The organism is Paraglaciecola sp. MB-3u-78, assembly GCF_002835935.1.
Classification (GTDB): Bacteria; Pseudomonadota; Gammaproteobacteria; order Enterobacterales; family Alteromonadaceae; genus Paraglaciecola.
Map to the genome: position 1 here is coordinate 196460 of NZ_PJCF01000087.1, position 12993 is coordinate 209452.

General features: G+C 36.1%; 9 protein-coding genes. 4 read left to right on the forward strand and 5 right to left on the reverse strand.

The window, feature by feature from the left end:
- Positions 1-9: 9 nt before the first annotated feature.
- Positions 10-933: a glycosyltransferase family 2 protein gene (locus CXF95_RS29045; protein WP_101201858.1), complete on the forward strand. Its 924-nt coding sequence runs from the start codon at positions 10-12 to the stop codon at positions 931-933.
- 37 nt (positions 934-970) lie between these two features.
- Here CXF95_RS29045 and CXF95_RS29050 read toward each other — a convergent pair whose 3' ends face one another.
- From CXF95_RS29050 to CXF95_RS29065, 4 genes are all read right to left on the reverse strand, one after another.
- Positions 971-1549, reverse strand: a complete 579-nt coding sequence (locus CXF95_RS29050) for an H-type lectin domain-containing protein (RefSeq protein WP_101201859.1) — start codon at positions 1547-1549, stop codon at positions 971-973.
- 85 nt (positions 1550-1634) lie between these two features.
- Complete coding sequence (locus tag CXF95_RS29055) at positions 1635-2696, reverse strand: glycosyltransferase (RefSeq protein ID WP_157828301.1); 1062 nt, start codon at positions 2694-2696, stop codon at positions 1635-1637.
- A 250-nt stretch (positions 2697-2946) separates the two neighbouring features.
- Positions 2947-3861, reverse strand: coding sequence for a glycosyltransferase family 2 protein (locus tag CXF95_RS29060; protein WP_101201861.1), 915 nt, complete (start codon positions 3859-3861; stop codon positions 2947-2949).
- Positions 3862-4076: 215 nt separating this feature from the next.
- A complete protein-coding gene (locus CXF95_RS29065) occupies positions 4077-5582 on the reverse strand; it encodes a glucosyltransferase domain-containing protein (RefSeq protein WP_101201862.1) in 1506 nt (501 codons plus the stop codon).
- A gap of 545 nt (positions 5583-6127) precedes the next feature.
- On the opposite strand from CXF95_RS29065, the gene CXF95_RS29070 reads away from it, so the two are divergent.
- From CXF95_RS29070 to CXF95_RS29080, 3 genes are all read left to right on the forward strand, one after another.
- A complete protein-coding gene (locus CXF95_RS29070; RefSeq protein WP_157828302.1) occupies positions 6128-7702 on the forward strand; it encodes a PQQ-dependent sugar dehydrogenase in 1575 nt (524 codons plus the stop codon).
- A gap of 321 nt (positions 7703-8023) precedes the next feature.
- The gene (locus tag CXF95_RS29075) at positions 8024-9277 is read left to right on the forward strand and encodes a DDE-type integrase/transposase/recombinase (RefSeq protein ID WP_101196919.1); all 1254 of its coding nucleotides are present in this window, start codon (positions 8024-8026) and stop codon (positions 9275-9277) included.
- Positions 9278-9585: 308 nt separating this feature from the next.
- Positions 9586-10668: a glycoside hydrolase family 99-like domain-containing protein gene (locus CXF95_RS29080; protein WP_101201864.1), complete on the forward strand. Its 1083-nt coding sequence runs from the start codon at positions 9586-9588 to the stop codon at positions 10666-10668.
- A gap of 249 nt (positions 10669-10917) precedes the next feature.
- Here CXF95_RS29080 and CXF95_RS29085 read toward each other — a convergent pair whose 3' ends face one another.
- Entirely contained in the window at positions 10918-12381 is a 1464-nt protein-coding gene (locus CXF95_RS29085) for an oligosaccharide flippase family protein (protein WP_101201865.1), read from the reverse strand.
- Positions 12382-12993 lie beyond the last annotated feature (612 nt).

The window sequence follows — 12993 nt, forward strand, 5'->3', positions numbered from 1 at the left end:
ATTTAAACGATGATTTCAGTGGTTTTTACAAGTTTCAACGGCGCTAAAACTTTACCCCTCATGTTAAATAGTTTGACAACATTAACGCCCCCTAAAAATGGCTGGAAATTAATTGCTGTAGATAACTCTAGTACCGATGAAACAAACGACATACTCAATCAATTTATTGATATATTACCCTTAACTATTTTGTTTGAAAAAAAACCAGGAAAGAACAACGCACTTAACAGCGCAATTCCTTACTTTGAAGGGGAGCATGTAGTCTTTACAGACGATGACATCATACCAGCCCCAGACTGGTTAATTAATTATGAAATAGCCGCCAAAAATAATGACCAGCATAGTGTTTTTGCAGGGCAAGTAAGGCATCACTGGCTAAGCCCCCCACCCAAATGGTTAATTCAAATGGCAGCAGAAGGCAGAGCCTATGCGGGCACACCACTAGACTTACCGGGAGGCATTATTGACTGGAAAAAAATAAAGGGGCCAAACTTGATGGTTAAAAGTGATATTTTTGAACATGTCATGTTTTCACCTGACATAGGGCCTGATGGCACAACGAATTATGTAGCTGGTTCAGAAACAGAGTTTTTAAAGCGCCTGCATAATAAGGGGCATTCAATGTTATTTGTGCCAGAAGCTAGCGTTCAACACATTGTGCGCAAAAAACAAAACCAACTTTCTACGGTACTCAAGCGTTACTTCCGAATAGGTAAAGGGGCTGAAAGACTAATGCCAACGCAATATGAACAGGATCTTCCAACTATTCTGGGGTTTCCTCGATACTGGGTAAAACAGTTATTAACAGATATATTTCAATCAGCCCGCTATTTGGTAGCAGGTAATAGCTACCAAGCAGTTTCAATTCTGATTAGTATAGCGACTGAATCAGGAAGAAAAGTGGAATGGCGCTCAATTAACAGAAAGCGTTAAATGCAGTTGCATGCTAACTAATTACTGTATGCACCAACTAATAACCTACAGCAATCCAACTAGCTTCAACTTTAGAGATACGAGTATCACACCACGTGATTAAATCTAAAGAAAACCCCACTTTGGTCACATTGGTTACTTTTGTATTTATTCTATGGTCAACCCCTTTTGCAAAATCAACTGAACTTATGGTTGATAAAACCTTAGGTGGCTCCATAAATTTTGTTTTAAAATCTATTCTTTGCTTATTCAAACCTCGTTTTCCTGAACAGCCGTCAGGTTTAGCAAGCTCTGGTAATTGTTGTTTTGTGATCGATTCAGCACCTGTTTCCACCTGCATTAATAGCGGCATTCCTTGACTGATAATTTCTACCTTATCCAGTAATTTCACTTTAGCTGTAATATCATTGATAGCAGTTTGATAAAGCGCCTGATAACTTTCAATTTCACCGACTAAGGATTTAAATTTTTGCTTCTCTTGGTATAACTCTGTTCTAGCGTTGCCTATCTCTCTCGCTACAATCTGTTCAATACGGTTTATAACCAGCATATAGCTGCCCCACGCTGCTACCAAACATAATATTAACAATAAAATTAACAATAAAATTTTTTTCACGTTATTAGCCCTATTAATGAATTACATTGTAAAACCAACTCAGTAGTTAACTTAAGCTGGTTAAATTTGATTGGCCTTTAAATGATTATGCTGAATACACTGCAATAGTTTTCTGGGCCATAACATTCCACGTCATTTGTATAGCTTTGTTAAAATTTGTATTCCCCATTTGTTCCAACTCATTTATATCAAGCTTTTCTATCATTTGCTTTAAATGCTCTTGGGATTGGAAATACTTGACTCCTTGCTCAGGTACGCAACCAAATATTCTGGCTTTTTCAGGTAGAAGAAGCGCTTTACCACAGGACATGGCTAAGATAGTAGAACCAGAAGTGAGAGAATCAGCAAAAGGCAAACAAATAACATCTGTCATATTAATATAATTAATTAAATCTTGATCGCTCAGGTATTCCAATTTCAATTTGATATGTTCTGATTTCACCAAATTTGATAAAGTCGCTGTATATTCCTCAGGGCGAACCAGACCAGCCAAAAACAGATAAATATCAGGTCGTTCACCCAGTTCATTAATACTCTTAATTAAACTTTCTACGCCTTTATATGAACGTATTTGACCGAAATAACCAATTACCATAGCTGTATCAGGAATATTCAACCCGCTTCGCAGTTCACTCCTTTCGATGTTATTGATAGGGTAAAAATTGACATAACTTCCATGATAAACCACCTCTGTTTTATTAGATAAGGTCATTCCATACATTTCTTCCAAAAATGTTAATGCTTCCTTGCTGTGAACAATTATTTTATTAACTCCCTTTGCCAAAGCTTGTCTATATAACAATTCCTTTTTTTTATCATAACCTTCATGGGCAAACTTATTATGAATGGTCCATATTATTCTTTTACCGGATAATCTAATCAACCAACATTCAATAACAAGCAGTAAACACTTAAATCGATAAATAATCATATTATCTGACCAGACAGCCTGTTTTAACAAATCGGCAATCCAATGAATATGCAGTACATCAATGTTTTTATGCTTTTTTAAAAGTTTAATGAGAGGAAAAAGACCAAAGGGGTAAGAGCCAAACTCAACTGCGTAGCCCTGGGTCTCCATTTCCTCGGCCAGTAGTTTTTGATAAGGGTTTTGTTTATAGTGAGGAACAAATAAACACTTAGACATCAATACCATTCCTTTTCTTTTCTTTTCTTTTTATTACATTTTAAAAGTGGCTAAAAGCATAACTAAAAGAAGAATGTGATTTTAGGTTCCAACATCAATATTTGATCCAAATCAGTAATTACATTGGGTCTGCTGTTCAACGTATTTTAATATTCACATCTAAAAATAGGGGGCGGTTGGAAATACTTCATTTCATCCAATAGGAATGTAGTACAAGGCATAGTAAATACATTATTTATGCTATGACAAACTACTTTAAATGACGTTTAAAGCGCCAGCCAATTCTGCTCGCATATTCATTCTGAACAAAAATTACTGCCTTATAATATCTCGGATGGAACATTTCGCAATAGTTTAAATGAGAGTTAAAATTTAACCTGAAGAGGCTTTTAAAAAACGGCCAAGTATTATTAATTTGTTTATGGGTTAACAAGTAACTCGTCATAGGAAAAAGCGGAAATAAACGAGAAATTATATTTTTTGCATCTTTGCGCACCATTTTTCGATAGGCCGATCTATCAGTTTTATCTCTGTGAATAGCGTTAACACCAACATCTACGTGCCTGCCGTAGGTTAACGTTAAGGCGCTAAAAGCCCAGTCATAGGCATGAAATAGTTTGTGGGGGAAAGACAATCGGGCTGCTTCGGTACGAAAAACACCGTACATTCGGGAATTATCCGTAGCTTTTGAGAAATATTCAACCAATCTACTATTTGCAGTGTCTTGAATAATGGCATAGCTACCATTTGCTTCCCCTATAAATTCGTCTTGATGATAAAATAGACATGTGCCAATTGCAGCAACCGCCTCAACTTGCTCTTCTAAGGTCGCTATAGCTTTACTCAGAAAGCCTTTTGCAAAATAATCATCCCCGGCAAGCCAACAAAAGTATGGCGTATTGGCAGCATCAAGAACGAAGCGAAAATTATTATAATATAAGTTAGTAGGCTGCTTAATTGCTTCAACCCGCTCATCTATCGCCGCATATTTTGCACACAAATCCCAGCTACCATCAGTAGAACCATCATCGGAAAGAATGATTTTATAATCAACTTCAGAATCATTTCTAATAGACTCAATAGCTTTTGCCAGTGTTTTTTCATTATTGTAAACGGGGATCCCTATTGTAAGAGCCCTACCAGTAACTTTACTATTGATAAGTATTCACCTGTAATATTTTGGAAAAAACTTTATTAACTAACTTGCCAAGATTTTTTGGCTTTATTGTATACAAATCGTCTATTTATCTGATTTTAATTAACATTTATCATCTTACCTAAAACATATAGGGGCTGCACTTTTACTTCGATGAAAATCTCCCAAAAATATTCATCAATAATGCACTAGAGCCTGACGTTACGAGATATTGTAAATCAAAATTATGCGGCACAATACTTGATCTGATTAGTTGATAACAAAATATATACTTTATCGACGCTCAAATATATGGAATACAAAGCGTTTTTCGATACTTCTTGCGGTACTTCATCACATAGATCTTTTTTGAATACGTCTTTCAGTGACGTGAATTCAGCAGAGAATATATATTGAACGTTCGCGACTCCTTTTTCTCTAAGTAAGCCAGCGGCTTGCCACCCTGCTGCTGGAGGGTTAATTGTTTCAATGAACTTATTTTTATTATTGGCAATTACTGCATGAGGCGCGACTGGCGCAGAACCCAGAATATATATGTCTATACCATCAATATTGTTATCTAATAAATCCTTTTGTATTAACGTAAATAAATTCTCATCAAAGTCGCGCTGATTTTTAAGTGCCATTCCTGAGAGATAACTAGTGTTAATGGCTATTATGGCTGGAATAATACCTATTAAAGCCATTTTAGGATGTGCCATAGCGCATATAAGTACACCAAAAACAAAAAACAAGTAAAAAGAACTAATTACCCTGTAATCAACTAAAGGCTCACTTAGTATAGCCAGAGGCCCCGCTAAAGATAAAAAGAGCAGTACAACGGACACCAGTGATATACAACAAAACTTTAATTTGTCTTTCGTCCGCCATAAACACATAAGAAATGCAATTACAGTCACGAATAAAAATATTAAAATTGGTACTTTCAGTGAATAATGTAAGAACAATTTGGATGCATGTCCGTAAGAAATAAAATTATCTATAACATTAATGAAACCACTATAATTCAGGCTCACTAATTCACTACGGGAACTAACGTTAAAAAACAATTTTATCAGGATATAATAGGCAATGTAGCTTGAAATAAACTGTGCACTACGAACAACGAATGTTTTGAATAAAATAGACGCTGAGCACCTAGTACTTAAAATAATGATCTCTATAGCTATAAGGCCAATAAAAATATTAGCCATTGGCTGATATAAAAACAACACAGCAATTAATAATAAGGGAGTAACTATCGCGCTTCTTTTAAAAAATGAAGCGTAACAAAACGCAAACACCGTAAGTAAAACCCCAAGTGTCATCGCGGGCGAATCATATCGATACAGAATGTTTGAGATGAAAAATGGGTTTAATGCTATGAGTAACGAAGCCCAAAAAATCCCCTTCCCTGTCTGCACTTTTAGATACTCATTAAATACATAGGCGGTAAGCCCTAAAAACAATCCTACATAAATTTGTGATAGCGGTGCGATGTCAACTAAAGTAAATTTTTGCCCAGTCATGGAAATGCCAGAGCCAGATAAAACCGCCGTAACATAGGATGCTAAATTTCTACCCAGACTATCCCAAATATATGCACCCTGCACTACTCTAGTTAAATCATCACGGTAATAAATATCTGCATGTATTAAGGGGTAAACAAAAAACAATGATATTAATATAAACCATATCAATTCACTTTTTTGTTCCGGCATGGATATTTTGAACAGGCTAGTTTTTTTCATTTGTAGTGATTACGTCCTTAATTCCCTAGTTTTATTTTTAAGCTGGGCCATTACTAATCCGCCTAATGGAGTAATATTCTATCACTAAAATCATCTTTTTTAGCTGAATAATAGACCAGCAGACGCAAGACTAAAGTGCCCGTTTAAGCAAATTACTAAGACCTCTATAAAAAGTCAATAAAGCAGGTTTATGCTTTAAACCATGCAATAGTGTTGCTCGCTATTTCAGTTAAAACTTCCGCAGCAGCCTAAACTAGTTAGACTAGAGCAAATAGCTTTATTTGTAATATTTACCCCGTTTAAGCAACCAACTCTGACCTGTTCTTTAAATACCAACATAATTTTGCACCACCTGTAACCTTGTGTCGTAATATGATCGACAGCAACTACCTAATTCCATTGGATATTAGGGCAAGACTTGTTTATTCTCCGTGCAAATCAATTTTAAATAAGGGAATTATTTGATGAAAAGCTATAAAACTATAATATTATTGGTTTTTTGCTCCATCTCGTTTGTATTCGGTGCCATTTGGGTCAAGACAAAAATGTTTCCTTATAAATATCTTGCTGGGCTCGAGCAAGTTACCCAATTAAGCAAAAAGGTATCAGAAACTCCTACTTTACCAAACTTTCTCGATACTGCATTTTCACGACTCAATGAAAAGACTGTCAAACTTGATGCCACCTTCACCCTTGAACACAATGGTGGCGGGATGGTTGCCATAGGCAACCAAGCCATTATTGTTAGTAAACGGGGTAAGTTCTTTTTATACGCCAGTGGTGATAATGCAGCTGATATCGATGAATTAGACATTTCGCTGAATATTAATTATCAAGAATTTTTAACTTTCGTCAAAACGCAGGCGCTCGACGACAAAATAGTTCGAGATTGGTTTCGCTTCATCGACGTTATCTATCGTGAAAATGATAATGGTGGTTCACTTCTTATGTCCCACTATTTTTGGCATCCAGAAAAAGAATGTTTCACGGTGAGGATATCAAGTCTTGATTTACCAGGCATTCAACAGCTCGAGACCCTATCAAAATCAAATAATGACTGGAAAACTATTTACGACACCACACCCTGTTTGAAAATTAAGCACAAAGGATTTTACTTTGCAGGACACTTTTCAGGCGGCCGGATGGAGTTCCTTAACAAGAATGAACTGCTTTTCACCGTGGGATTCCTAGGATATGACGGATTAGCCAGTGACGTCATCTACTCACAAGGTACAGAAGGTAATTATGGAAAAATTCTAAAACTTGACCTGCAAACAGATCAAGTGTCAGATTTTTCCATCGGACACCGAAACCCGCAGGGTCTTACCATAGACAGAAAAGGCAACATATGGTCCACCGAGCACGGACCAAAAGGGGGAGACGAATTAAATTTAATCGAACAAGGTGCAAACTATGGTTGGCCTAATGTAACCTATGGCGTGGACTACGGTTCGACAAATTGGCCACTTTCCGAATCACCTGGCCGTCATGATGGATATCGTCGTCCTGTTTTCGCTTGGGTGCCTTCTATTGGTGTATCTAACCTTATAGAGGTACAAGGATTCTTGCCAGAGTGGGACGGAGATATCCTAGTGACATCCTTGAAACAACAAACTCTTTTCCGAGTACGTTATGTCGAAGGAAGAGCTACATTTGTAGAGCCCATTAATACGGGTGTGCGTATCAGGGATATAGATCAATTTGAAAACGGAAACATAGTGCTATGGTCGGATGAAACTTGGATAGTAGAATTAACGCCCGCAGAGGACTTTATCACCCCAGATATCGACGACTTGACAGTTGACCTTGACGCAACCGACAAACAACAAGCAATCAACGCCATACATTCCTGCGAAATGTGCCATAGCGTTACACCTGAAGGTAACAACACGGCAGCACCAAACTTATGGGGAGTGTACAACCGAAAAATCGCTGGAAGCTCTTTCGAGCGATATTCATCAGCGCTTCGGACTAAGCTGGGAGTTTGGGATGAACAAAACCTCAATAGCTGGCTCGAAGACAGCAATAGCTTCGCTAACGGAACGAGTATGGTATATCCAGGGATCTCTAATCCCAAAGTGCGTAAAGTAGTCATTGACTATATAAAAGCCCTGCAATGAACCATTTCCAGAGGTTTTCTAGGAGTAACTAGCTCAAGTACTAAATAGCAAATATGATTAGCGGGTAAGTTATAAAACAACTTATCCAATTTTCTGAATGGTTGACAGGAGGCTGATATTCTCATTATATAAATCATTCGAGATCTAATAGTATTAAATAGGCAATATGAACCGTTTAACTAGATTTTGAATTTTAATTTTACACTTTATAAACGAAATATAGAACCTTTAGCCTTGTCCAATATGAAATGAGTCTTAACTAATTGCGTGTTTCCAAAATGAAATGCGTCTAAAGACTTAAATTCTGTTCATGATCATAAGATGCAAGCGATCATGAATATAGAAAACCTCACCACTATTGAAGAGCTTGAACGCTTTATTCAAGGTAACCAAGCCGTCGCCTTTACCGTTTTAGGTGATAAAAATCAGCGATATCAATTCATTCAAAAAACATTGATAAAATTTCGCTATATCACGTTAAAAAAAACCGACAAAGGGATCGTCAATCAATACCTTAAAAAGGTGACAGGCTACTCGCGGCAGCAACTCACTCGATTGATAAAACAATACAAGGACGTCGGCAGAATTAACTGGCAACCTTGCCGAACTAACGGCTTTTCAACCATTTACAGTACAAAGGATATTAAGCTACTGGCTGAAATGGACGCAAGGCATGATGATATCTGTGGTCATGCCACTAAAAAGCTGTTGGAGCGTGCCTACAATACGTTTGAGCAATCAGAATACCAAATGCTTGCCACTATCTCTGTTTCACATTTATATAACTTGAGGCACTCTCAAGGCTACCAAAAACAACGCAGACACTTCACAAAAACACAATCAAGACAAGTGCCTATTGGCGAACGGCGTAAACCTCAACCCAACGGCGAGCCTGGCTATATTCGTATTGATACCGTGCACCAAGGAGACCTAGATAAACAAAAAGGCGTGTATCATATTAATGCAGTTGATGAGGTGACACAGTTTGAGGTTGTTTGCTCAGTTGAACGTATTAGTGAGCGTTACCTCATTCCAGTACTAACGCAAATGATGGCCGCATTTCCTTTTATTATCAAAGGGTTTCATTCAGATAATGGCTCTGAATACATCAACAAACACGTGTGTAAATTACTCACCAAACTTGAAATAGAGCTCACTAAATCACGCTCAAGACACTCAAACGATAATGCCTTAGCAGAAAGTAAAAATGCATCAATTGTAAGAAAACAGTTTGGTTACACACATATTCCACAGAAATGGGCACCGTTAATCAATACGTTTAATTTAAAATATCTTTACCCGTATATCAATTATCATAGACCTTGTTTCTTTCCTGAAGTCACCACTGATGATAAAGGGAAACAACGTAAAACTTACCCTTACAAAAGTATGATGACGCCCTATGAAAAACTAAAATCTTTACCCAATGCCAAAACATATTTGAAAGCAGACTTTCATTTTGAAATACTAGATGAGCAAGCTATGGAAATGACAGATAATGCTTGTGCTGAATTACTTCAAAAAGAACGTAATGAATTATTTAACCAGATCTTTGAACAGAATAAACGAGCCTAAAAATTTACTTACTTAAGACTCATTTGTTAATTGGAATATACTCCTTTACCTTAATGGGTGTTGACGGAAGTGTGCATGATGCACTTATCTGAATAAAGAGGGTTAATTTACGTTTCCAAAAAGATTATATTTTTTGTTTGTTTGTTTACCTATCTGTTTTTGGTAATATTTAATTAAAAAATTAATAGTATAAATCTAAAAATGTGTGTTCTAAAAGATTAAAAATAATAAGCTTCTGAAATTTGATTCAAACATTAGAACTAGATTCTTTATGACTTTCGCAAGGCACATTCTAATATGGACATATAATGACTAAATTAAGACCCATAGCAATATATTTACCGCAATTTCATCCTACTCAGGAAAATGATACTTGGTGGGGTAAAGGGTTTACTGAATGGACCAATGTTACTAAAGCTAAACCTAGATTTTTAGGCCATTATCAACCACATTTACCTTCTGATATGGGCTTTTATGATCTTAGGCTTAGTGAAGCGCGTGAAGAACAAGCAAAACTGGCACAAGAATACGGAATCGAAGGTTTTTGTTACTATCATTACTGGTTCAACGGAAGAAGGATATTAGAAAAACCTCTGGATGGTGTATTGAATAACGATAAACCCGTCTTCCCTTTTTGTATATGTTGGGCTAACGAAAACTGGACACGACGATGGGATGGCCAAGATGCAGATGTACTTTTGGAACAATCTTATAACCATGATGATGATCGTGATCATATTCGCTATCTATGTGAAAGTGTTTTTTCTGACCAAAGATATATTACTGTCGATGGTAAACCCGTCTTCATTATTTATCGGTCTGACTTATTTCCTGATATGGCCAAAACCATTGAGATTTGGCGAGAAGAAGCCTTATCAATGGGTTTTCCTGGGCTATATATTGCATATATGCAATCATTTAATCAGCGATTTGATCCTAAAGAATATGGATTTGACGCAGCAATTGAATTTCAGCCGGATTTTTCAAAGTCACCTAAAAAGAATAATTATTGGTTTAAAAAACTTTTTGGTCTTTTAAATAGTAATAAAGACGCATTTTTTCATGATAGAATTTTTTTATATAAAGATGTAATTAAAAATATGATAGCTAAGACTAAGCCAAATTATAAATGCTTCCCCTCGGCATATCCAATGTGGGATAACAGTGCAAGGCGTAAGTCAGATGCATATATCGTGCATGGGTCCACCCCCGAACTTTATGGTGAATGGTTAGAGCATATAGTCTCTAATTTCAAACCTTATAGTACAGATGAAAATTTTATATTTATCAATGCTTGGAACGAATGGGCTGAAGGAAATCATCTAGAGCCTTGCCAAAAATGGGGACGTAAATACTTAGAAGTGACTAAAGAAAAATTGTTTAAAGAATAATAATTTATGTCAAAGCCTCCTAACACTTCTAGTGTGATTAATTTTCATTACACTGTCGAAATATAGAGCAATAATTCAAGGATTATTACTTAAACCTAAACACCAGCCACTTTGGCTCCTAATAGAATGCAGTAAGTACAAATACTATTTGTACTTACTGCAAAATTTTCTTGACTATATATATGAACCCTTGCGATTGTTATCGCAGCTTTTTAAAAAGGCAATAAATTTATTTGTGTAGAATCACTCTCACCGCCTTAAGCATTTATCTTTAAAGCCTTTTAGGATGAAGACAACATGATGTGCAGCATGATTTTTCACCAGAAATAAAACAAAAAATAGCCAACAGAGAACCAATGAAAAAGTGCCAAATACTACAAATACGATCGCTAATGAAAAGAAATAAGGGATATTCTCTATAAAGAAATACTGAGATAAAAATGCTAATGCGAAAGAAGCCAAAGAATAAAGTAAAAATAACAATAAAATATTCACCAAAAGACGACCAAATATTTTATGAGTCGCTACAACAAATAGTGCAGATATAGTCAAAAATTCTACCAAAACTCTAACGGTTGAGAATGTCTCTAAACTTCCATTTGAAAAATAGAAAAGTGCCGCGCCCATGAAAATTAACGAGTAAACATCGTACATAAAAAGAAATTTCACCTTCCCTTTAGAGGTAATAACTTGCGAGGCAACTTTACCTACCCCTGCTGGTATAGTTAAGAATGCTAGTATGCCAAAAATAGGTGCAAAATCTATCCATTTTTCACCTAATAATAACAACACAACTGGCTCACTAAAGACAAATAAGAAGCATGACAACGGAACCACAAGGGCAAATACTATAATTAGCACTAGACTAACTTGATGTTTGATAGCTTCTTTATCATTTATAGAACGTGAAAAAGTCGCAAGCAATGGCTCTAAAGCTGGAGAAAGCCCCTCTGACCCGGGCATAGACGAAATGTATTTAGCAATATGAAAACCACCTAAAATAGCAGGTGAATAAAATGAGCTTACCATTATTGTATCAAGTTGTGCCCGAGTGTAACCCAACATACCTTTTCCAAGCATCCATTTTGAAAATCCCCACTGCTGCTTTGCATTAGCAAGAGACAGTTTAGGTCTATAGCTCAAGAAAAGGTAAGAACATAATGCACTAACAGCATTAGATACCAAGTGCCCTATAATAAGTGCCCAGTAACTTTGAAAAATCAACGCAGTTGTAACAGTAAGAATAACAGACGAGAACTTTGTGATTATGCCTATCTTAAAAGGAATTGTGTACTCTTGGTTTCGCTGAAGGATCGCCATATATGGATTTGCTAACATCTGCGTAATGATCATACATGCCAGAATTGGGATCACTAACTTTAGCCTGTCATCAGAGTAATATTCTGCTACAAAAGGTGTAGCAATCAATAACAGCAAAAATATCATCAACTTCAATATAATGTTAATAGTCCAGGACGTGTTGACATCACTATCTTCCACTACCTCTTTTTGAATAAGATATTGCCCACTGCCTGCCTCCAGTGATTTTGAGACAAAGCCAATAACCAAATTAGCAATAGCAATCAGACCAAAGTCTTCAGGCACTAATACTCTAGCCAAAATCAAAGTACTCACCAACCCTAAAGAACGATGAATCATTTTCCCTGAAAAGAGTAATAATGAGCCTTTAAATACTTTTTTTGCTTCTGACAACTTTTACCCTTTAAACAAAAAATTGATTTTCATTGTAACATTCCAAGCCGAAATGGCTCGAAAGTTTGATTTATAACCGCCGAATTTTCTTACCTACACTCTCAGACGCTAGATACCAGATATTAAAACAACGGTAGACAATTAATGATAAGAGCTTCACTTAACAATAATTCAACCAAACAAATAATAATCAGCATTGATAAAAAAAATTTCTCTCTGTGCATTGAATGATAAACTTTCCCTCTTGTCTATATATTCTCGTCATTTTTTATAATTTTCAGCTTACATTTAAGGTTAACAAAAAATGAGGCCTGTTTTATTTTTTGTTAAGAAAATACGTTCTAAGTCAATCTATTTTTAAGTTCATTTATCAGCCAGGTCAAAATAGATAAAGGTGTAATACGTTTACCCTGCAACACGCTACCTAACCAGAGTTTTTTGGTGTAATCTATGCAACTGCTCTCTGTTCTTTACAGAACTAAATCACGGGAGATATAAATTTCGTTTTTAAATTCCATTTACATGACAAAAATTTTGAACGTTTTCATAGTAATGATTAAAGATGTAAGAATAACAATTTGTTAAGGCCTAAATAGCCTTGGCGGTCCATCC